Consider the following 20,562-nt stretch of genomic DNA (forward strand, 5'->3'; position numbering starts at 1 on the left):
AAAGGCGGATGCCCAGCCCCTCCCCTGCCTACCCAGCCCCGTCCCGGATCCTCCTGCGCGCCCCCGCCCATGCATCCATGCGCCCCGGCTGCGGAATCGATGCTCCTCCCCCGCGCATGTGACATGCGTAACTCATGAATCCCACTAGAGTTGTCCTCATCGTGGAAGAGACCATCGCGGGCCCTGATGCTGCCCAAATCCCCAAGCAACGCGGCGAATCCCTCTTGGAAACCGCCGTCCGTTACGCCGAAGAGCGCCACTGGGACGTGTTCCCCGGTACGTGGCTGGAAGCTGTCGACGGGGTGCAGCGATGCTCCTGCGGCGACACAGCGTGCGCCCTGCCCGGCGCACACCCGTCGCGTCCCGACTGGATCACGCAGGCCACGGGCAGTGCGACCGTCGCGCGCCGGCTGTGGACCGACCAGCCGACGGCGTCGATCCTGCTGCCGACCGGCCATACGTTCGATGCGATTGACGTGCCCGAGACTGCCGGGTTCCTCGCGCTGGCGCGTATGGAGCGGATGGAACTGACGCTCGGGCCGGTGATGTTGACGCCGGATCGGCGGATGCGGTTCTTCGTTTTGCCGGGGGCGTCGGTGAAGGTGCCGGATCTGGTGCGCAAGTTGGGGTGGTCGCCTGCCTCGCTGGATCTGGTCGCGCTGGGTGAGGGGGCGTATGTGGCTGCGCCGCCTACCCGGTATGCGTCTCGGGGGGCTGTGCAGTGGGCCTGCCGGCCTACGCCTGCGAATCGGTGGTTGCCGGATGCGGAGGAGTTGATCTCGCCGCTTGCCTATGCGTGCGGGCGGGATCGTTAGCTTTCGCTGTTCGGGGTGCCTGGTTTCGGTTGTCGGGCGGCTGCGGGCCGGTTGTGGCTGGTCGCGCAGTTCCCCGCGCCCCTAAAAACCTGCGGTGCCCGCCAGTCGGTCGGGCGCACCCCCCGCCCCTAAAAACCTGCGGTGGCCGCCAGTCGGTCGGGCGCGACCCTGCGCCCCTAAAAGCCTGCGGTGGCCGCCAGTCGGCCCGACGCACCCCTCGCCCCCACAAACTGCGGTGACCGTTAGCTGGTCGGGCGCGACCCGCGCTTCTGAAAGCCTGCGGTGGCCGCCAGTCGGCCGGACGCACCCCTCGCCCCCACAAACTGCGGTGACCGTTAGCTGGTCGGGCGCGACCCGCGCTTCTGAAAGCCTGCGGTGGCGGCCAGTCGGTCGGGCGCACCCTGCGGCCCTGAAAGCCTGCGGTGGCCGCCAACCGGTCGGGCGCACCCTGCGGCCCTGAAAGCCTGCGGTGGCCGCCAGTCGGTCGGGAGCGCCCTGCGGCCCTGAAAGGCTGGGGTGGCCGTTGGTTGGTCGGGCGCGATCGGCGCTTCTGGGGGGTTGTGGTTGGCGCCTGCTGATCAGACACCGCCTCGCGCCCCATAAGGCTCCCGTTGCCGTCGGGGGGCTGCACCGTAGGCTCCTCGCATGGTTGATGGTGCTGCCGTGCGTGTGCAGGGGCTTTGGAAGCGGTTTGGGCAGCAGGTCGCTGTTGCCGGGATCGATCTGGAGTTGCCCGCCGGGAAGTTCGTCGGGCTCGTCGGGCCGAACGGGGCCGGGAAGACGACCACGCTCTCGATGGTGACCGGGCTGCTGCGGCCCGACCAGGGCACCGTGGAGGTCGTGGGGCACGACGTGTGGCGCGACCCCGTCGAGGTCAAGGCGCGCATCGGGGTGCTGCCCGAAGGGCTTCGGCTCTTCGAGCGGCTGTCCGGGCGTGAGCTCCTCGCCTACTCGGGGCGGTTGCGCGGACTGCCCGGCGTCGAGGTCGACAAGCGGGCGGCCCAGCTTCTCGACGTCCTCGACCTGGCCGGCGCGCAGCACAAGCTCGTCGTCGACTACTCGACCGGCATGCGCAAGAAGATCGGCCTCGCCGCCGCTCTCCTCCACAATCCCGAAATCCTGTTCCTCGACGAACCGTTCGAGGGTGTGGACCCGGTGTCGGCGCAGATCATCCGGGGTGTGCTGGAGCGGTACACGGGCTCCGGCGCCACCGTCGTCTTCTCGTCCCATGTCATGGAGCTGGTCGAGTCGCTGTGCGACTGGGTCGCGGTGATGGCGGCGGGACGTATCCGGGCGCACGGCCCGCTGGCCGAGGTGCGGGGTGACGCGCCCTCGCTGCAGCACGCGTTCCTCGAACTCGTCGGCGCGGGCGAGCGCGACCACGGGTCCCACCTCGACTGGCTGGGCGGCGGCGCCCGATGACGGGGGAAGGGTCGGTCACAGCGGTCGTCGTACGGCTGAAGCTGTCGTTGCTGCGCAACGGGCTGCGGCAGTCCGCGGGGCGGCGGGCCGCGTACGTCACCTCCCTCGTCGTCGTGCTGCTGCTCGCCGCACTCCAGTTCGTCGGGCTGATCGCGCTGCGCGGCAACGCGCACGCCGCGTCCGTCACCGTCATCCTCCTCGCGGTCATGGCGCTGGGCTGGGCCTTCATGCCGCTGTTCTTTCCCAGCGGCGACGAGACCCTCGACCCGACCCGGCTGGTGATGCTGCCGTTGCGCCCCCGGCCGCTGGTGCGGGCGCTGCTCGTGGCCTCGCTCGTCGGGATAGGGCCGCTGTTCACGCTGTCCCTGCTCGTCGGGTCGGTGCTCGCCCTGGCACACGGCGGGGCGGCGTTCGTGGTGTCGCTCGTCGCCGTTCCCCTCGCGCTGCTGGTGTGTGTGGCGCTCGCGCGGGCCGTCGCCGCCGCCAACGTCCGGTTGCTCAGCAGCCGCAAGGGGCGCGATCTCGCCGTACTCAGCGGACTGGTCGTCGCGATCGGGGCGCAGCTCGTCAACTTCGGTATGCAGCAGCTCGGTTCGGCGGGACTCGGGCAACTCGACCCGGCCGCAAGAGTGTTGGCCTGGGTGCCGCCTGCTTCCGCGCTCGGGGCGGTGGACTCGGCGAGCGAGGGCTCGTACGGCATCGCCGTCGCCCAACTCGCGATCAGCGCAGGCACGTTGGTGCTGCTGCTGCGGGCCTGGTCGCGGACCCTCACCCGGCTGATGACCTCGCCCGACGGGTCCACCCTGCAGGCCGCCGAGCCCTCGGGCAAGCGGGAGCGGACGTCCGGCGGGCCGGCGCGGTGGCTGCCGGACGGGCGTACCGGGACCGTCATGGAACGGAGCCTGCGCTATGCGTGGCGGGACCCCAAGACCAAGGCCGCGTGGGTGACCTCGCTGGCGATCGGACTCATCGTGCCGGTGTTCAACGCGATACAGGGCACCGGCTCCGTCTACTTCGCCTGCTTCGCGGCCGGGATGCTCGGCGTCCAGATGTACAACCAGTTCGGCCAGGACACCTCCGCCTTCTGGATGGTCGCGATGACGATCTCGTCCACCCGGGACGCATACGTCGAACTGCGCGGCCGGGCACTGGCGTTGCTGCTGATCAGCCTGCCGTACGCCACCCTCGTGGTCGTTCTCACCACCGCGCTGCTCGACGACTGGACCACGCTGCCGGAGGCGCTCGGGCTGTCCCTCGCGCTGCTGGGGGCGATGCTGGCGGCCGGGGCCTGGTCGTCGGCCCAGTACCCCTACTCCATCCCGCAGGAGAGCTACAAGAACGTCGTCCCCGGGCAGGCCGGGCTCGCCATGGCCGCCATCTTCGGCGGCATGGTCGGCGCCGCCCTGCTGTGCGCCCCCGTCATCGCCCTCACCATCTGGCTGAACGTCGACTCCGGCGGCGACCGGTGGACATGGCTGCTGCTGCCGGTCGGTGTCGGATACGGCGCCCTGCTCATCCTGCTCGGACTGCGCCTCTCCGCGCCGCGCACGGCACGGCGGCTGCCGGAGATCCTGGCGGCCGTCAGCAAGGGCTGAACCCGCCCCGGCCGCGCGGCACGCACGCCCCCACACCCTCGCGACCTCGCCGAACTTGCCTACGGCATACGGGGTTTGCGCTCCGAATCGCGGGGAGGGAAGAGGCGAAGGAAGCTTTCAGGGGGGAGCGCCCGCATGGCCAGATGGTTCGGCAGATCCAAGTCCAGGAGCCATGACCCGGTCGGCGCCGCGGCCGAGTCCGAGCACCTCGAACCCCTCGGTGTCTCCGACGACCTGCGACTGGCCTACGGCCGCACCGGCGACCCGAAGCTGCTGCGCGGCGCGCTCCAGGCCGCCGAGCTGGCCGTTCAGGTCTACCCGGTCAACGACGTCCGGCACGCCGCCGCCCTCTCCTCGCTGTGCGTGCTGCACCGGCTGAGCTGGGAACGCGAGAGGGCGGCCCCCGATCTGATCAAGGCCGTCGACTACGGGCGCCGGGCCGTCGACAAGTCCCCGCCCGGCGACACGGAACTCCCCCGGCACATGTCCTCCCTGGCCACCGCCCTCCAGGAGGTCTACGACAGCACCCAGGACGAGGAGTCCATCGACGAGGCCATCAACCTGTACCGCGGCTGCCTGGACCTCATGCCGTTGAGCAGCAGCGGGCAGGGTGAGGAGCGCGTCAGCCAGGTGTCCAACCTCGCCAACTCCCTGCTCCGCAAAGGGCGTAGCAGCCGCGACAACGACATCCTGAACGAGGCGGCCGCACACGCCCGCGCCGCACTGCGCGACACCCCGGACGACCATCCGATGCACCCGGTACGCCTCGTCAACCTCGGCGGGGTGCTCCTCGGGCTCGTCCAGAGCGGCCATCCGGAACACCTCGGCGAGGCGGAGGACATGTACGCACGCGGACTGCGGGAGTTCCCGGCCGGCCACCCCGCACGCCCCGGCGTCGAGCAGACGCTCGCCATGATCAAGGACCTGCACAGACAGTTCGGGACCTGACCAGGGTCCCGCGCCTCGAACTGACCCTTCTCGTCGAGAACTTCGCCGGCCCCGACCGCTGGCGGTGGGCGCTGGTGGCGCCCGACGGCGAGGTTCTCGCGCTGCACAAGGTCCGTCTGGACCCGTCGGGCCCCCAGTACGAGGCTTTGAGGGCCGCCGCTGGTGCCTCCTCGCGGTGACCCTCGTCGCGACCCGCGCGGTGGCCTTCCTGACAGCGACAGGAGGAACCGGCAAGACCTGAGCCCCGGGGACGGTCTCGCGCGCCCCGGCAGGGACGGTGCGGGGCTGTGCTGAATTCGCGGCTGCCGCCGCGTGGGCGCGACCAGCCCCCGCCGGCCCACGGGCAGAAAACCACCTGCCCCCACACACAACCCGACGACGCGCTAGCGGGCCAGAACACCGTCCAGGAACGGTTCGATGGCCGCCCGCCAAGCCGATGGCTGGTCGTAGTGCACGAGGTGGCCGGCGTCGGCCACCTCCGCGTACTCGCCCCTCGGCAGGACACGGACCATCTCCTGCGCCTCCGCCCGGCCGAGTTCGCCGTCCAGACCGCGCACGACGAGGGCGGGGCACTGAACCTGCGTCAGCTCCTCCCAGTGCGCGTCGAACACCCACGTCTCACGGGACTTGAGCATCTGCTCCGGCTGGAAGACGGGGCGCCAGCCGTCGGCGGACTCCTGCATCACCTCGGCGTAGAACTCACCGCGCGAGGGGCTGGGCCGCTCGACCCAGGGGTCGTCCTCACCGAACCACTTGCGTACGTCGGCGAGGGTGGCGAAGGGGACGGGCCAGGCCTTGAACCAGTCCTCCCACTCCCGCTGGGAGGCCGCGCCCAGCGCCGACGCCCGCATGTCGCAGATGATCAGGCCCTGCACCAGATCGGGGCGTTTCGCGGCGAGCTGCCAGGCGGTCAGGGCGCCCATGGCGTGGCCGATGAGGACGACGGGGCCGAGGCCGAGCTGCTCGATCGCCGCCTCGGCGTCCTCGACGTAGGCCTCACGGGTGTAGAGGTCGCCGGGCGGACGGTCGCTCTGGCCGTGGCCCCGCTGGTCGAGCGCGACGGCCCGGTGCCGCTCGCCCAGCCAGCGGGCGGCGGACGCCCAGTGCGAGGCGCGGCCCATGAGCCCGTGCAGTAACAGCACGCCGGGGGCCTGGTCGGGTTCTGTGACCCTGGCCTGTTCCTCACCGGTTTTGGGAGGGTCGGCGAACTCCCAGGCGGCAAGTCGCACGCCGCCCGCTCCGGTCACGTCGATACGCCGCGCCATAGGTCTCTGGCACCCCCCTAGCTATCGATGTCTCCTCTGCCGATCACCGGATCGATGAAATCGACGAACCGGTGGACCGGTGGACCGACAGATCTATGGATCACTGGTTCGTACAGCGTGCGTCCGTCGCCCACTGTCACCCACAGATTATCGAATGGCTATTCGAAAATGCGGTTCCCGGCCGCAACACCCCTCGTTCGAGTGACCCCGCCCAAGGAATGATCCGCGTGGCCGAGGGGAGATCTTCTGCGGGAGGCGGACCGCTCGGGGATGACGGTCCGAAGGGGATGACCCTGGGAGCTCGGGGCTCCGGGTCAGCACAGGGGAGGACAGGCCCCGGCGCCACTTGGCGCCGGGGCCCTGTTCACGTCCGCGGCACATCCTCACGCTCCCCCTCCCCCGCCGGGCGACACCGCTGCCGCTCCCGGCCAAGAGCCCTCACGTCATATGCCTCTCGCGACAGCGTGGCATGCGAAACGGCCCAGCGCTGCCGTTCCGCACACTGAATCTTGGAATGGCGCGCCGGAACGGCACGGAACCCAGGACATGACAAGTTCCTCGCCGGTGACAGGAGTTGACGGTGCGGCGACCGGAGCCGCGTCAGGGGAACCGCGGCAGGGGCGCCCGGGTCAGCGCTTCGCCACGAACACGTGCGAGGCCACGCCCGCCTCCAGCTCGGCCGCCTCACCGCCGCTGCCGACCAGCACCCCGCCGGCCGCCTCCGTCACGCTCACCACCGAACCGGGCTGCACACCCGCGCGACGCAGCGTGTACATCAGCTGCGCGTCCGTCTGGATGGGCTCGCCGATACGCCGTACGACGACCGTCTTGCCGTCCACACCCGGGTCGAGGTCGGCCAGCGAGACCATGCCCTCGTCGAGGAAGGGGTCCGCGCCGTCCTTCTCGCCCAGCTCCTCCAGGCCCGGGATCGGGTTGCCGTAGGGCGACTCGGTGGGGTGGCGCAGGAGTTCGAGGACCCGGCGCTCCACGGCCTCGCTCATCACGTGCTCCCAGCGACACGCCTCCGCGTGGACCTGCTCCCATTCCAGGCCGATCACGTCGACGAGCAGGCACTCCGCGAGGCGGTGCTTGCGCATGACGCGGGTGGCGAGGCGACGGCCCTCCTCCGTGAGCTCCAGGTGCCGGTCGGTGGCGACCGCCACCAGACCGTCGCGCTCCATCCGGGCCACGGTCTGGCTGACCGTCGGGCCGCTCTGGTCCAGCCGCTCGGCGATCCGGGCGCGCATGGGGACCACACCTTCCTCCTCCAGCTCAAGGATGGTGCGGAGATACATCTCCGTCGTATCGATCAGTCCGGACATACGTGCCCCTTGATGAGATGTGCCGGAGGCTCGACGGCTCCGGCGGTGCGCTGGCCCTGGCTTCAATTCTGACGCATACCACTGACAACCGTGCCGCCGCGGCGAACCACACGGTTACGGATCCCCGCGGTCGGGTAGACAGCACGTTTCACCGAGGGTACGGCGACGGGCGCGGGAACGGCCGGTGGCGCTGTTGACACGCCAGTGGTCCAGACCTCACCGTGATCGGCGACGCAGACGCCACGAACCTCCGAGGGGCCCCGGAATGAGCGACAGCAAGCCGATCGGAAACCCGAGCGGACAACCGACCGGACAACTGGCCGGACAGTTCCTCGACGCCGCGATCGGGCTTCTGCGACGGGTCCGCGACGAGGAGACGGACGCCGTGACGGCCGCCGGCACGCTCATCGCCGACACCGTGGCGGCCGAGGGGCGCCTGTTCGCCTTCGGCGCCGGGCACTCCTCGCTCGCCGCGCAGGACATCGTCTACCGCGCGGGCGGCCTCGCCCTGATGAACCTGCTGGCCGTCCCCGGTGTCGTCGGCGTCGACGTCGTGCCGGCCACGCTGGGCTCCGCACTGGAACGCGTCGAGGGCCTGGCCACGGCGGTCCTGGACACGTCACCGCTGCGCGCGGGCGACGTCCTCGTGATCATCTCCCTCTCCGGCCGCAACGCCCTCCCGGTGGAAATGGCGCTCCGCGCGCGTGCCCTCGGCGTCAAGGTCATCGGCGTGACGTCGGTGGCGTACGCGACGGAGACGACGCCCCGGAACGCCTCGGGCACGTTCCTCAAGGACCACTGCGACGTCGTACTGGACTCGAAGATCGCCCCCGGGGACGCCGTACTCACCCTCGACACCGTCCCGGCGCCCTTCGCGCCCGCCTCGACAGTCGTCACGTCGGCCCTGCTCCAGTCGGTCATGGCCACGGCGGCGGGCATCCTGGCGGAACGGGGCATCGAGCCCCCGCTGCTGCGCTCCGGCAACGTGGACGGTGGCCACGACTGGAACGCGCGCATCCTCAAGCAGTACGGCGACCGGATCTTCTACGAGCGCTGAGAGCTATGCCCCTCCTGCTCTCTACCCCTCCTGCTTGAGGTCCCGTTCCCTGAGCCCGGCCAGGTCCAGGGCCGCCGCGATCCGGGCGGCCACGTCCTCCGCGTACATCGCGTCCGTACGTTCGAACTGGCTCCGCCCGGCGCCCCGCAGAAACGTCACGACGCCCAGGGTGCGCCCCCGGCTGCGCAGCACCGCGCACAGCGCGTGGACCGAGTCCGGCGGCCACCGGCGCTGGACGGCCCACGCACGGGCCTGTTCCACGGCGTACGACCCGGCGCTCGCGCGCACCGACCCGGACCGCTCGACGCACTGCACGGCGGGGTGCCCGTCGCCGTAGCGCACCGGCAGTCCGGCCTGGCCGGCGAGGACGCTGGGCCCCGGCGCCCCGGAGGGCGTGGCGGCGGCGCGGACCAGTCGTACCGGACCGTCCCCGTCGTCCGCCGTACCGTCGGCCGCCATGCCGCCGATGACGGCGATCCGGTCGATGAGCGCGTGGTCGGCGAAGCCGGCGAGGGCGAAGTCCAGGTGGGTGGTCGCGGCCTCGGCGGGGTCCTCGTACTCGGCGGCGGCCCGCGCCGCGCGGTGCAGCTGGTGGCTACGGAACCGCAGCTGAGCCGCCTCCTGTTCGATCTGCTTGGCCTCGGTGACGTCCTGGAACAGCCACCCCACACCGAGAGGAACCGGTTCTTCGGTGAGCGGCGAGGCCAGCCGCAGAAATCCGCTCCGCCAGCAGCGCCGCTTCTCGCCCTCGGGCGTACGCACGCTCACCCACATCTCGGCCGGCGCGGGCGGCGCGCCCTCGGCGAGGACGTGCGTCAGCGCGCTCTCCAGCTCCTCGACACCCTGCGAGAGCAGCTCCCCGAGGGGGCGCCCGAGCACGGCGGTACGGCCGGTGCCGAGTGAGCGGGCGGCGTGCGCGTTGACGACGGCCGGCCGTAGATCGGCGTCGACGAGGACGACGCCCCAGCTGGCGTCCTCGAACAACGCCTCACTCAGGGCGATCGACCGCTCAAGGTCTATCTGCGCGTGCACCTCGCTGAAGGCGCAGTACAGCCCCGCGGGCTTGCCGTCGGGCCCGCGCACGGCGGCGGACTGGGTCCGTACGAGCACCCGGCCGCCGTCCTTGGTCAGCAGCGCGAACTCGTGCACCTGGCGTCCCGGGGCGTGCATCGCGGACAGCAGCCGCCCCTCGACCTCCTCGGCGTCGGCCTTGCGGACCGCCCATCCGGCGAAACCGTGCCGCCCGACGGCCTCGGCGGCGGTCCAGCCGAGAATCCGCTCGGCCTCCCGGTTCCAGTGGGTCACGACGCCGTCGGCGTCGAAGGCGCACAGGGCGGCGTCCATGCCGTCGAGAAGCGCGGCGAGCAGGTCGAAGCCACCGCCGTCCGAACCTTCCGGGCCGTCCCTCTCGGGCTCGTCCGGCCCCAGCTCGTCGGTGGTCCCACTACGCCGGGAAGCACTCACCTGGACCCCCTGCAGGCCGCGTCCGCACGTACTGCGCGACGGTTCGCTCACTCACCATCATTCAACTCGAACGTGACGCAGCACACATCGAGTTCCCCCAAGTTCGCAGGAAATCGTTGCACGGCGGAAATTCGCCGTACTCCGGGAACAAGCCGCTCCTGCCCCTCCCTCCACCGGACCAAACCGACCGTACGGAATGTCCGGCCTCAGGGCGCCCTCAGGGCGTGGTGTGCGCCAGTCGCAGGTCGACCCAGAGATCGCTCTCCCCGTCCAGCACGTACCGCTCGACCTCGACGAACCCCTGCTTGTACGCGAAGGCGAGTCCGTCCTCGTTGGCGGCCAGGACGACGGTCTCGATCACCTCGGCGCCGAGGTCCCGCGCCTGTCCGAGCCCCCGCAGATACATCTCGGCCCCGAACCCGCGCCGGCGAAAACCGGGCAGCACGCGCGCGATGACGGTGGCCACGGCCGCGTTCCCGTCACCGGCGGGCGGCCGGACGGTGGCACACCCCACCAGGGTGTCGCCGAGATACGCGACCTCCAGCCGGTTGCGCGCACTGCGTTCGCGTACGTCGTCCAGCGACATGGCGGCGGGCGCAACGATTAGGTTGTGCACGTACCGCCAGTCCTCAAGGGCCACCTCATCGACGTCGACGCCGGAGTCAAGGCCGACATCACTCACGGGCACGATACGAAGATCAGACACGGTGACAGAAAATCGCACCCCGCGGGTGGCCGTCAACGGAGTAGTACCGTGCCGATCATGGCGGACTGGGACATACGACCGGCGACGACATCGGACATCGAGCCGGTGGCCGAGCTGCGTGCCGTGGTGATGCGGGCGGATCTGGAACGGCTCGGGCGGTACGACGAACAGCGCGTCCGGCAGCGCTTCCGGGACGCGTTCGACCCGGCCCACACCTGGGTGATCGAGGTGGCCGGCGAGTTCGCGGGCTGCGTGGCGCTGCGCCCGGCCGAGGACGCCCGAGGTCACGTCCACTGGCTGGAGCACTTCTATCTCGACCCGCGTCTCCAGGGCCGTGGAATCGGCTCGGGCGTGCTGCGCGACCTGCTCGAACGCTGCGACGCCGAGGGCACCCTCGCCCGGCTGAACGTGCTCCAGGGCAGCCCGGCGCGAGGGCTGTACGAGCGGCACGGGTTCGTGGTGGAGACCGAGGACGCCGTGGATGTGTTCATGGTGCGCGCGCGGCCGTGACGAGCGGTGACGGCCCGCCCCGCGTGATCGAGCGCGAGGCCGCGATCCGCATCGTGGAGGAGGAGCTGGCCCGCGAGTACCGGGCGTCGTCGGCTCTGGGTGTGGACCCGGTGTTCGGGGTGACGACGATCCGCCTGAGAAAATAGGTTGATGCGCGGTCGATCGCTTCCTAGGGTGTGGCTTACACATGATGGGAGGTGATCGGGTAAATGAGTCAAACCCGGACGCGTGAGGTGGCTGCGGGCTAGCGGCCTGCCACCACGTTCATTGCGGTGCCGGACCAGCGTGGGTCACTGACACGCAGCCGGCCGAAATCAACGCAGTCACCCGACCCGCGAGCTCGCCGGCACGTCCGGCCGGCCCCTCCTCCAGAGGGACCGAGTTCGCGGGTCGCCTGCGTTCCAGCAAGCTCCGGCAAGTTCCTGCGGCTATGCCTTCAGGCTTCGCTTGGCCAGTTCGTAGGCCGGGAGCATCGCCTCGTGTTCCCCGGTGTCCAGTCCTCCCAGGTGTACGACGACCGGTCCGCGCGGTGTCGTGACCGCGAGGGCGCGCTCCGGCTTCGGGGCGTCGTCGTACTGGGTCTTGTAGAGGTACTCCACCTCGACACCGGTGAGGGCGCCCGCCGTGAACTCGCTGTACCGCGCCTTGGTCGCACCGGTCTCGGCGGCCATGAACCCCTTCAGCACTGTGCGCGCGTCGTCAGCACCCGGGGCGCCGGTCCAGACGCGCAGGAAGCCGATGTGCCCGGCGGGCTTGGCGTCCACCTCGCACACGAGGGCGACCGGGCCCTGACGCGGCGGCTCCTCGACGGCTTCCGCCGTCCAGTCCTCGGCGAGGTCGAAGGTGACGGGGAGTGCGCAGGCCGAGCCGGCGGCGCCGATGCTGCCGCCGCTCCTGACACCGGTCCCGGCCGCCGTCGCCTTGGCGCTCGCGGACGCCCGCGCTCCCGTACCGTCGTCCGCCGCCTGCGAACAGCCCGCCAGTGCCGCCACCAGCAGCGTCACCTGGACCAGTCCGCGCCGTCTGTTCCCCGCCCCGACCAGCATCTGCTGTGTCTCCCCTCGTTCGAACGGGACACGTTATCGGAGCGGGCGACAGTCCCTCACCCGGGGCTTCAGCGGGCGATGCCCTCGTACCCCTCGATCTCCTGCGGGTCGCGGGTGCCCGGGCCGGTGTAGCGGGCCGACGGGCGTACAAGCCTGCCGGTGCGCTTCTGTTCCAGGATGTGGGCCGACCAGCCGGCCGTGCGGGCGCACGTGAACATGGACGTGAACATGTGGGCCGGAACCTCGGCGAAGTCCAGGACGATCGCCGCCCAGAACTCGACGTTCGTCGCCAGGACCCGGTCAGGGCGGCGGGCGTGCAGCTCCGCCAGCGCGGCCTTCTCCAGAGCCTCGGCGACCTCGAAGCGGGGAGCGCCCAGCTCACGGGCCGTACGGCGCAGCACGCGCGCGCGGGGGTCCTCGGCCCGGTAGACGCGGTGGCCGAAGCCCATCAGGCGTTCGCCCTTGTCCAGGGCCTGCTTCACATACGCGTCCGCGTCGCCCGTGCGTTCGATCTCCTCGATCATGCCGAGGACTCGCGAGGGCGCGCCTCCGTGCAGCGGGCCGCTCATCGCCCCGACCGCACCCGACAGCGCCGCCGCCACGTCCGCGCCCGTCGACGCGATCACCCGTGCCGTGAAGGTGGACGCGTTCATGCCGTGCTCGGCCGCGCTGGTCCAGTAGGCGTCCACCGCGGCGACGTGCTTCGGGTCCGGTTCGCCGCGCCAGCGGATCATGAAGCGTTCGACGACGGACTGCGCCTTGTCGATCTCGCGCTGCGGGACCATGGCGTTGCCCTGGCCGCGCGCCGACTGGGCGACGTACGACAGGGCCATGACGGCGGCGCGGGCCAGGTCGTCGCGGGCCGTCCGCTCGTCGATGTCGAGAAGGGGGCGCAGGCCCCAGACGGGGGCGAGCATCGCCAGTGCCGACTGGACGTCCACCCGGATGTCACCGGAGTGGACCGGGATCGGGAACGGCTCGGCGGGCGGCAGACCGGGGTTGAAGGCGCCGTCGACGAGCAGGCCCCAGACGTTGCCGAAGGAGACATGGCCGACCAGGTCCTCGATGTCGACGCCCCGGTACCGGAGTGCGCCGCCCTCCTTGTCCGGTTCGGCGATCTCCGTCTCGAACGCGACTACTCCCTCAAGTCCGGGTACGAAGTCGGACATCAGGCGGCTCCTCTTGATGTGTGCGACAGGGGGTACGGCCGTGAGGCCGGGCTGCGCGAAAATCTGTGTCCGGTGCGGTTCCACGGCCATTTGCGCACTGCTCGCGGTCCGAAACGGTCACCTGGGTGATGCCCCGTTCGATCGGTCGTTCAACCGGACGGCAACAGCACGATATCCCTGAGTGCCACCTTTGGGGAGCCCTTGCGGCACTCAGTGCCACACAGTGATGTCGCCGATACGGCAAGATGACCGTGTGACCGCTCGCGACGCCGCCCCCTTCGATGGTCCACTCGACCCCCTTGATCCCCTCGATCCCGCCGATCCCGCTGTCATGCGCAAGCAGTACCGCGCCGACGGCCTCTCCGAGGGTGAGCTGGCCGACGGTCCCATGGAGCAGTTCGCGCGCTGGTTCCGGCAGGCCGCCGCCGACGCCGGGCTCGTCGAACCCAACGCCATGGTCGTCTCCACGGCCGATGCCGACGGGCGGCCCTCCTCTCGTACCGTGCTGCTCAAGCAGTACGACGAGCAGGGCTTCGTCTTCTTCACCAACTACGGCTCCCGCAAGGGGCGCGACCTCGCCGCCAATCCGTACGTCTCGCTCCTGTTCCCCTGGCTCCCGCTGGGCCGCCAGGTCGTCGTCACGGGAGTCGCACGCCGCACCGGGCGTGACGAGACGGCCGCCTATTTCCGAACCCGGCCGCACGGCTCACAGCTCGGCGCGTGGGCCAGCGCGCAGTCCTCGGTGATCCTCTCCCGGGACGAACTCGACGCCTCGTACGCCGAGTTGGGTGCCCGCTACCCCGAGGGCGAGCAGGTGCCGGTGCCGCCGAACTGGGGCGGGTTCCGGGTGGCCCCGGAGACGGTGGAGTTCTGGCAGGGGCGCGAGAACCGGCTGCACGACCGACTGCGGTACGTGGCGGAGGCGGACGGAAGCTGGCGCGTGGAGCGGCTCAGTCCCTGACCCACCCTGACCGACCTGCACAGCAATTGCCCAACAGGGGTACGGCCGCCGTCAGTTCAGGGACCCGTCCAGCAGGGTCGCCCACTGCGCCACCACCCGGTCCCTGCGCCCCCCGTCGTCCGTGAGCAGGTTGGCCAGGCCCAGGCCCCGGGACATGTCCAGCAGGCCCTGGACCGTCTCCCGTACGCCCGGACGGGACTCGTCGGCGCCCAGCAGCTCGACCGCGATGCGATGTGTCTCGCGGCCCACACGCGCCTCCAACTCGGTTACGCGCGGCCGCAGTTGCTCCTCGTTCGAGGCGGCCACCCAGAGATGGAGGGCCGCGCGGAAGAGGGGGCCGGTGTAGAGGTCGACCAGGGCGGCGACCACCGCGCGGCGGTCGGCGGCGCCCTCGGGGAAGAGGGTGCGCAGGGCGGTGGAGCGTTCCTCGGCGACGTACTCGACGGCGGCCGTGAACAGGTCCTCGCGGGTCGGGAAGTGGTGCTGGGCCGCGCCTCGGGAGACGCCGGCGCGTTCGGCGACGACGGAGACCGTGGAGCCCGCCCAGCCGTGCTCGGCGAGACAGGCCACGGCGGCTTCCAGCAGACGCTGGCGGGTGGCCCGGCTGCGGTCCTGCTTGGGCGCGCGCGGTGAACGCTGTGAGCGCTGTTCACGCTGCGCCTGGGGCGCGTTCTCGGTCACACCGCCAGCCGCGTCGACCACGTTCACAGTGTTCGCCGCATTCACAGCGTTCACGGTGTTCGCCGCGTTCACAGCGTCCATGCCGGGTCCCGTCGTTCGAGGAAGGCCGTCATCCCCTCGCGGGCCTCGGCGGAGCCGAACAGGCGTGCCGACAGGGCGGTCAGCTCGGGGGTGTCCCGGTCGAAGATCTTCAGCACCTTAGCCGTGAGCAGCCGTTTCGTCTCCGCCAGGGCGCCCGGAGCCGCCCTTCGCAGCCCGTCGAGGATCGACTCAAGGGCCGCGTCGACGTCCTCGGCCGCCTCCGTGAGCAGGCCGGTACGGGCGGCCTCCACGGCGTCGAAACGGGCGCCGGTGAGGTAGTGGCGGGCGGCGGCACGCGGGTCGAGGCGGGGCAGCAGCGGCATGGAGATGACGGCGGGCGCCACCCCGATCCGTACCTCGGTGAACGCGAAGGAGGTCTCCGGGCCGCCGATCGCGAGGTCGCACGCGCCCAGCAGCCCGAGGCCGCCTGCCCGTACATGCCCGGTCACCCGCGCGACCACCGGTTTCGGCAGCTCCAGCAGTTGCCTGAGCAGGCCGACGAAGGCCGCCGGGTCGGGCGGCTGCTTCAGGTCGGCGCCCGCGCAGAACGTGTTCCCGGTGTGGGTGAGGACGACCGCGCGTACGGCCGGGTCCTTGCCGCAGTCGGTCAGCGCGTCCCTCAGGTCCCGTACGAGGGACGCGGACAGGGCGTTGCGGGTGGCGGGCGCGTCCAGGGTGAGCGTGGCGATGCCCCGCGCGCGTGTGGCGGTCACTGTCGGTGTCACGGCGTCTCCCTCGGTTCCCTCAGTCGGCGGCGCAGGATCTTGCCCGAGACGGCCCTCGGTATGCCGTCGATGAAGGTGACGTTCCGGACGCGCTTGTACGGGGCGACGCGCTCGGCGACGTACATCATGACCTCTCCTTCGGAGAGGTCGGTGGCGGACGGCTGGCGGACCACGTACGCGTGCGGGACCTCGTTGTTGTCCTCGTTGTAGACGCCGATGACGGCCGCGTCGGCGATCCCGGGATGCGTGAGGAGCAGGGCCTCGAGTTCTGCGGGGGCCACCTGGAAGCCCTTGTACTTGATGAGTTCCTTGACCCGGTCGACGACGAACAGCCAGCCGTTCGCGTCGACATGGCCGACGTCCCCGGTGTGCAGCCAGCCGTCGGCGTCGATCATCGCGGTCGTGGCCTCGGGGTTCCCCAGGTAGCCCTTCATCACCTGGGGGCCCCGGATGACGATCTCGCCGGCCTCGCCGACGACGGCCTCCTGGCCCGGGTCGTCGAGGGACAGGATGCGCATCTCGGTGCTCGGGAGGAGCCTGCCGACCGTCCCGGGAGGGGCGGTGCTCATGTCGTCCAGGGGGACGACGTGCGTGCCCGGCGACAGTTCCGTCATGCCGTACGCCTGACCGACCGGCGGCAGGCCGAGCCGCGCGGAACAGGCGGCGGCGAGTGTCGCGTCAAGGGGCGCGGCCGAGCTGAGGATGTACTCCAGGGACGACAGGTCGTAGCTCTCGACGGCCGGGTGCTTGGCGAGGGCCAGGACGATCGGCGGGGCCACGAACAGGCCGGTGATGCGGTGCTTCTCGATGGCGGCGAGGAACGTGTCGAGGTCGAAGCGCGGCAGGACGACCACGGTGGCGCCGTGTCCCAGGGACATGTTCATGAGCGCGGTCAGACCGTAGATGTGGAAGAACGGAAGCACCGCCAGGATGCGATCGGCGGGCCCGATGCGCAGGGTGGGCGCGAGTTGGGCGAGGTTGGTGGCGATGGAGCGGTGCGTGAGCATGACGCCCTTGGGGATGCCGGTCGTCCCGGAGGAGTACGGGAGGGCGGCGACGTCCTCGGCGGGGTCGATGTCGATGCTCGGTTCGGGCGCCGTCGAGGCGAGCATGTCGATGAGCGAGCGGTGCCCGGGCGCGCTGTCGCAGACGAGGATCTCCCGTACACCGCCCGCCAGTTCCGCCGCCGCGCGGGCCGTCTCCAGCAGCGGTGAGACGGTGACGATCCAGGCGGCGGCCGAGTCGCGCAGCTGCTTGGCGAACTCCTCGGCGGTGGCGAGCGGATGCACGGTCGTGACGGTGGCACCCGCGCGCGTGGCGGCGTAGAAGGCGGTCGGGAAGGCGATCGTGTTCGGGCTGTGCAGCGCGAGGACATCGCCCTTGCGCAGGCCCGCCTCGGCGAGCCCGGCGGCTATTCGCCGGTGGAAGGCGTCGAGTTGGGCGTACGTGAGGGTGGTGCCGTCGACGCCGTCCACGAGGGCGGGCGCGTCACCGAACTCGGCGGCCCTGCCCAGCACCGCTTCGTGGATGGGGAGTTCGACGGGGTCGACGTCTGCGTAGTCGCTGCGGAACATGGTTCCTCCTCGCGCAAAACCGTGCCGGTCAGGCTGCCGTTCAGTACGACTTGGGCAGGCCCAGTGTCTGGTGGGAGACGTAGTTGAGAATCATCTCCCGGCTCACCGGAGCGATACGAGCGACACGGGCGACCGTTATCAACGAGGCGAGGCCGAACTCCCGTGTGAGGCCGTTGCCGCCGAGGGTGTGCACTGCCTGGTCGACGGCCTTCACACAGGCCTCCCCGGCCGCGTACTTGGCCATGTTGGCCGCCTCGCCCGCACCGACGTCGTCACCGGCGTCGTAGAGGGCGGCGGCCTTCTGCATCATCAGGCGGGCCAGTTCGAGGTCGATGTGCGCCTGGGCGAGGGGGTGCGCGACGGCCTGGTGGGCGCCGATGGGCGCGTCCCAGACGGTGCGCTCACGGGCGTACCGGACGGCCGTGTCGAGCGCGTACCGCCCGATGCCGAGGGCGAACGCGGCCGTCATGACGCGCTCCGGGTTGAGCCCGGCGAAGAGCTGGAGCAGCCCGGCGTCCTCGTCTCCGACGAGCGCGTCGGCGGGCAGCCGTACATCGTCGAGGGTGAGCTCGAACTGCTTCTCCGGGGACTCGATGTCCATGTCGATCCGGCGCCGTGAGAAGCCTTCGGCGTCGCGCGGGACGATGAACAGACAGGGCTTGAGGCGGCCCGTACGGGAGTCCTCCGTACGGCCGACGATGAGGACCGCGTCCGCGATGTCCACGCCGGAGATGAAGACCTTGCGGCCGGTGAGGAGCCAGTCGGGGCCGTCTTTGCGGGCCGTCGTGGTGATGCGGTGGCTGTTGGAGCCGGCGTCGGGTTCGGTGATGCCGAAGGCCATGGTGCGGGTGCCGTCGGCTATACCGGGAAGCCACTCCTGTTTCTGCTGGTCCGTGCCGAAGCGGGCGATGACGGTGCCGCAGATGGCCGGGGAGACGATCAGCATGAGGAGGGGGCTGCCTGCGGCGCCCAACTCCTCCAGGACTATGGAGAGTTCGGCTATGCCGCCGCCTCCACCGCCGTATGCCTCCGGCAGGTTGGCGCCCAGGTAGCCGAGTTTGGCGGCGTCTGACCAGAGTTCGGTGGGGTGCCGGTTTTCTCGGGTGACTGTCGCCATGTACTCGCGGCCGTAGCGTTTGCCGAGGGTGGCTACCGCGGTGCGTAGGGCTTTGTGTTCTTCGGATTCGATCACTGAGGTCATGAGAGGTCCTTAGGGGGAGGGGGTTTTCGTTGTGTGGTGGGTGCGGGCGCGTCGTGGCTTGTCGCGCAGTTCCCCGCGCCCCTAAAGGACCACCGCGAGCAGCGTGCCGACCTCTACCTGTTGGCCGGCGGTGACGTGAAGTGCCGTGAGCGTGCCTGTTGTCGGGGCCGTGATCCGGTGTTCCATCTTCATCGCCTCCAGCCACAGCAGGGGTTCTCCCGCCTGTACGGAGGCTCCGACCGTCAGGCCCTCCGCCGCCCTGACCACCGTGCCGGGCATGGGCGCCAGCAGGGAGCCCGGGGCGTGTTGGGCCGTCGGGTCGGGGAAGCGGGGCAGCGGAGTGAGGGTCGTGGTGTTGACGTGGATCCGGTCGGGATACGTCGTCACCTCGAACTTCCTTCGTACGCCGCCCACTTCGAGTACGACGAGACGCGCGTCGGCGTGTACGACCCGGACCCGCTCCCCCTCCACCTCTGCCGTCAGGCCCTCGCGGGTGTGGCGGTAGGTCACCTCGTGCTCCTCGCCGTCCGCCGTGGCGTACCGCTTGACCTGGGGTCGGGCGGGCAGGTTGCGCCAGCCGCCGAAGCGGGAGCGGCCGTGGGCGTCGGCGAGGGCGGCGGCCAGGGGGGCGTGGGGGTCGGGGACGGGCTCGGTGAGTGAGGTGAGGTGGCGGTCGTAGAAGCCCGTGTTCATCCGGGCCGTCGTGAACTCGGGGTGGCGCAGGGAGCGGACGAGGAGGTCGCGGTTGGTGATCGGGCCGTGGACCGTCGCCCGTTCCAGGGCGCCCGCCAGTTTGCGGATCGCCTCCGCACGCGTGGGGGCGTGTACGACGACCTTGGCGAGCATCGGGTCGTAGTGGACGGGGATCGGGTCACCGTCGGCGTAGCCGGTGTCCAGGCGGATGTTCTCCGCCTCCGGGACGGCGAGGCGGTGCAGGGTGCCGGTCTGCGGGGTCCAGGCGTCCGCCGGGTTCTCGGCGTACAGGCGGGCCTCTATCGCGTGGCCACGCGCGCGTGGAGGGCCGTTTTCGAGAGCCTCGAGAGTCTGGAGAGCACCGCCCTCCGCGACACGTATCTGGAGGGCCACGAGGTCGATGCCGAACACCGCCTCGGTGACCGGGTGTTCGACCTGGAGGCGGGTGTTCATCTCCAGGAAGTGCGCCTTGCCGTCCTCGCCCACGAGGAACTCGACGGTGCCGGCCCCCGTGTAGTCGACGGCGCGAGCCGCCCGTACGGCCAGTTCGTGAAGCTCCGCGATCAGCTTGGCCGGGATTCCGGGGGCCGGGGACTCCTCGATCACCTTCTGGTGGCGGCGCTGGAGGGAGCAGTCGCGGGTGCCGAGCGCCCAGACCGTGCCGTGGGTGTCGGCCAGGATCTGGACCTCGATGTGCCGGCCGCCCTCCACGTACGGCTCGACGAAGACCTCGCCGTCACCGAACGCGCTCTGGGCCTCCGTTCGGGCCGCCTCCAACTCACCATCGAGCGCGCCGAGTTCGCGTACGACGCGCATCCCGCGACCACCGCCGCCCGCCGCCGCCTTGACCAGCACCGGCAGGTCGGCCTCGGTGACGCCGGTCAGCGGCCCCCGCCCCATCAGCTGCTTGGCGCGCGTCTTGGACGCCATGGCCTCGATCGCCGCCGGAGGCGGGCCGACCCACACGAGCCCCGCGTCGATCACGGCACGCGCGAAGCCTGCGTTCTCCGAGAGGAAGCCGTATCCGGGGTGCACGGCGTCGGCGCCCGCCGCGAGCGCGGCCCGCACGATCAGATCGCCGCGCAGATACGTGTCCGCGGAGGCGGCCCCCGGCAGCCGTACCGCCGCGTCGGCCACGCGCGCGTGGAGGGCGCTCTCGTCCGCGTCCGAGTACACGGCGACCGTCCGGATCCCCAGCTCACGGCAGGTGCGGAAGACCCGGCAGGCGATCTCCCCGCGATTGGCGACGAGTACGGAGGTGATCACTGTCGATTCCCCAGGCGGTGTTGATTCACCAGGCACTTTCGATTCCTCAGGCACTGTTGAC

General features: G+C 70.9%; 19 protein-coding genes. 8 read left to right on the forward strand and 11 right to left on the reverse strand.

From position 1 onward, the window contains the following. The first annotated feature begins 161 nt into the window (after positions 1–161). The 4 genes from QA861_RS19395 (at position 162) to QA861_RS19410 (ending at position 4,780) form a co-directional block, all read left to right on the forward strand. A complete protein-coding gene (locus QA861_RS19395) occupies positions 162–815 on the forward strand; it encodes a bifunctional DNA primase/polymerase (protein WP_319095419.1) in 654 nt (217 codons plus the stop codon). 645 nt (positions 816–1,460) lie between these two features. Further along, positions 1,461–2,237 (forward strand): ABC transporter ATP-binding protein, encoded by a 777-nt coding sequence (locus QA861_RS19400; RefSeq protein WP_334589592.1) that lies wholly within the window; start codon positions 1,461–1,463, stop codon positions 2,235–2,237. Then, positions 2,234–3,832 carry a transporter gene (locus QA861_RS19405; RefSeq protein ID WP_334589593.1) on the forward strand — a complete coding sequence of 533 codons (1,599 nt, stop codon included), beginning with the start codon at positions 2,234–2,236 and terminating at the stop codon, positions 3,830–3,832. The genes QA861_RS19400 and QA861_RS19405 overlap by 4 nt, the downstream gene beginning before the upstream one ends. Before the next feature lie 135 nt (positions 3,833–3,967). Beyond that, entirely contained in the window at positions 3,968–4,780 is an 813-nt protein-coding gene (locus QA861_RS19410; protein ID WP_334589594.1) for a tetratricopeptide repeat protein, read from the forward strand. A 383-nt stretch (positions 4,781–5,163) separates the two neighbouring features. On the opposite strand, the gene QA861_RS19415 is transcribed toward QA861_RS19410, so the two are convergent. Continuing rightward, entirely contained in the window at positions 5,164–6,045 is an 882-nt protein-coding gene (locus QA861_RS19415) for an alpha/beta fold hydrolase (protein WP_334589595.1), read from the reverse strand. Between the two features lie 629 nt (positions 6,046–6,674). Next, positions 6,675–7,367 carry an iron-dependent transcriptional repressor DtxR gene (locus tag QA861_RS19420; protein WP_334589596.1) on the reverse strand — a complete coding sequence of 231 codons (693 nt, stop codon included), beginning with the start codon at positions 7,365–7,367 and terminating at the stop codon, positions 6,675–6,677. A 265-nt stretch (positions 7,368–7,632) separates the two neighbouring features. Here QA861_RS19420 and QA861_RS19425 point away from each other — a divergent pair, with 265 nt between their 5' ends. Further along, entirely contained in the window at positions 7,633–8,424 is a 792-nt protein-coding gene (locus tag QA861_RS19425; protein ID WP_334589597.1) for an SIS domain-containing protein, read from the forward strand. Between the two features lie 21 nt (positions 8,425–8,445). Here QA861_RS19425 and QA861_RS19430 read toward each other — a convergent pair whose 3' ends face one another. Together QA861_RS19430 and QA861_RS19435 are read right to left on the reverse strand one after the other, a co-directional pair. Beyond that, positions 8,446–9,888 carry a PAS domain-containing protein gene (locus QA861_RS19430; protein WP_334589598.1) on the reverse strand — a complete coding sequence of 481 codons (1,443 nt, stop codon included), beginning with the start codon at positions 9,886–9,888 and terminating at the stop codon, positions 8,446–8,448. Positions 9,889–10,105: 217 nt separating this feature from the next. Beyond that, positions 10,106–10,570, reverse strand: a complete 465-nt coding sequence (locus QA861_RS19435) for a GNAT family N-acetyltransferase (RefSeq protein ID WP_334589599.1) — start codon at positions 10,568–10,570, stop codon at positions 10,106–10,108. An 81-nt stretch (positions 10,571–10,651) separates the two neighbouring features. Between QA861_RS19435 and QA861_RS19440 the strand changes: the two genes are divergently transcribed. Both QA861_RS19440 and QA861_RS19445 read left to right on the forward strand, forming a co-directional pair. Then, complete coding sequence (locus QA861_RS19440) at positions 10,652–11,104, forward strand: GNAT family N-acetyltransferase (RefSeq protein WP_334589600.1); 453 nt, start codon at positions 10,652–10,654, stop codon at positions 11,102–11,104. Beyond that, entirely contained in the window at positions 11,101–11,250 is a 150-nt protein-coding gene (locus QA861_RS19445) for a hypothetical protein (RefSeq protein WP_334589601.1), read from the forward strand. Before QA861_RS19440 ends, QA861_RS19445 begins: the two co-directional genes overlap by 4 nt. Positions 11,251–11,532: 282 nt before the next feature. Here the strand turns inward: QA861_RS19445 and QA861_RS19450 are convergent, their stop codons facing one another. Then, a complete protein-coding gene (locus QA861_RS19450) occupies positions 11,533–12,150 on the reverse strand; it encodes a lipoprotein (protein WP_334589602.1) in 618 nt (205 codons plus the stop codon). A 68-nt stretch (positions 12,151–12,218) separates the two neighbouring features. Then, the gene (locus QA861_RS19455; RefSeq protein ID WP_334589603.1) at positions 12,219–13,319 is read right to left on the reverse strand and encodes a citrate synthase 2; all 1,101 of its coding nucleotides are present in this window, start codon (positions 13,317–13,319) and stop codon (positions 12,219–12,221) included. 253 nt (positions 13,320–13,572) lie between these two features. Between QA861_RS19455 and pdxH the strand changes: the two genes are divergently transcribed. Further along, positions 13,573–14,280 (forward strand): pyridoxamine 5'-phosphate oxidase, encoded by a 708-nt coding sequence (pdxH, locus tag QA861_RS19460; RefSeq protein WP_443041508.1) that lies wholly within the window; start codon positions 13,573–13,575, stop codon positions 14,278–14,280. A 51-nt stretch (positions 14,281–14,331) separates the two neighbouring features. On the opposite strand, the gene QA861_RS19465 is transcribed toward pdxH, so the two are convergent. The 5 genes from QA861_RS19465 to QA861_RS19485 form a co-directional block, all read right to left on the reverse strand. Beyond that, a complete protein-coding gene (locus QA861_RS19465; protein WP_334590623.1) occupies positions 14,332–15,015 on the reverse strand; it encodes a TetR/AcrR family transcriptional regulator in 684 nt (227 codons plus the stop codon). Positions 15,016–15,029: 14 nt separating this feature from the next. Next, positions 15,030–15,767: an enoyl-CoA hydratase family protein gene (locus tag QA861_RS19470; RefSeq protein ID WP_334589605.1), complete on the reverse strand. Its 738-nt coding sequence runs from the start codon at positions 15,765–15,767 to the stop codon at positions 15,030–15,032. Continuing rightward, positions 15,764–17,341: a 4-coumarate--CoA ligase family protein gene (locus tag QA861_RS19475; RefSeq protein ID WP_334589606.1), complete on the reverse strand. Its 1,578-nt coding sequence runs from the start codon at positions 17,339–17,341 to the stop codon at positions 15,764–15,766. Before QA861_RS19475 ends, QA861_RS19470 begins: the two co-directional genes overlap by 4 nt. 40 nt (positions 17,342–17,381) lie before the next feature. Then, on the reverse strand, positions 17,382–18,542 hold the full coding sequence (locus QA861_RS19480; RefSeq protein WP_334589607.1) for an acyl-CoA dehydrogenase family protein: 1,161 nt from the start codon (positions 18,540–18,542) through the stop codon (positions 17,382–17,384). Between the two features lie 81 nt (positions 18,543–18,623). Then, positions 18,624–20,501 (reverse strand): acetyl/propionyl/methylcrotonyl-CoA carboxylase subunit alpha, encoded by a 1,878-nt coding sequence (locus QA861_RS19485; protein ID WP_334589608.1) that lies wholly within the window; start codon positions 20,499–20,501, stop codon positions 18,624–18,626. Positions 20,502–20,562 lie beyond the last annotated feature (61 nt).

It is taken from the genome of Streptomyces sp. B21-083, from assembly GCF_036898825.1.
Taxonomy (GTDB): Bacteria; Actinomycetota; Actinomycetes; order Streptomycetales; family Streptomycetaceae; genus Streptomyces.

What these genes read in the sequence shown, in the direction of transcription:
- QA861_RS19400 (WP_334589592.1), top strand. Translation starts at nt 1,461, where the DNA reads ATGGTTGATGGTGCTGCCGTGCGTGTGCAGGGGCTTTGGAAGCGGTTT.
- QA861_RS19405 (WP_334589593.1), top strand. Translation starts at nt 2,234, where the DNA reads ATGACGGGGGAAGGGTCGGTCACAGCGGTCGTCGTACGGCTGAAGCTG.
- QA861_RS19410 (WP_334589594.1), top strand. Translation starts at nt 3,968, where the DNA reads ATGGCCAGATGGTTCGGCAGATCCAAGTCCAGGAGCCATGACCCGGTC.
- QA861_RS19415 (WP_334589595.1), bottom strand. Translation starts at nt 6,045, where the DNA reads ATGGCGCGGCGTATCGACGTGACCGGAGCGGGCGGCGTGCGACTTGCC.
- QA861_RS19420 (WP_334589596.1), bottom strand. Translation starts at nt 7,367, where the DNA reads ATGTCCGGACTGATCGATACGACGGAGATGTATCTCCGCACCATCCTT.
- QA861_RS19425 (WP_334589597.1), top strand. Translation starts at nt 7,633, where the DNA reads ATGAGCGACAGCAAGCCGATCGGAAACCCGAGCGGACAACCGACCGGA.
- QA861_RS19440 (WP_334589600.1), top strand. Translation starts at nt 10,652, where the DNA reads ATGGCGGACTGGGACATACGACCGGCGACGACATCGGACATCGAGCCG.
- QA861_RS19450 (WP_334589602.1), bottom strand. Translation starts at nt 12,150, where the DNA reads ATGCTGGTCGGGGCGGGGAACAGACGGCGCGGACTGGTCCAGGTGACG.
- QA861_RS19455 (WP_334589603.1), bottom strand. Translation starts at nt 13,319, where the DNA reads ATGTCCGACTTCGTACCCGGACTTGAGGGAGTAGTCGCGTTCGAGACG.
- QA861_RS19475 (WP_334589606.1), bottom strand. Translation starts at nt 17,341, where the DNA reads ATGTTCCGCAGCGACTACGCAGACGTCGACCCCGTCGAACTCCCCATC.
- QA861_RS19480 (WP_334589607.1), bottom strand. Translation starts at nt 18,542, where the DNA reads ATGACCTCAGTGATCGAATCCGAAGAACACAAAGCCCTACGCACCGCG.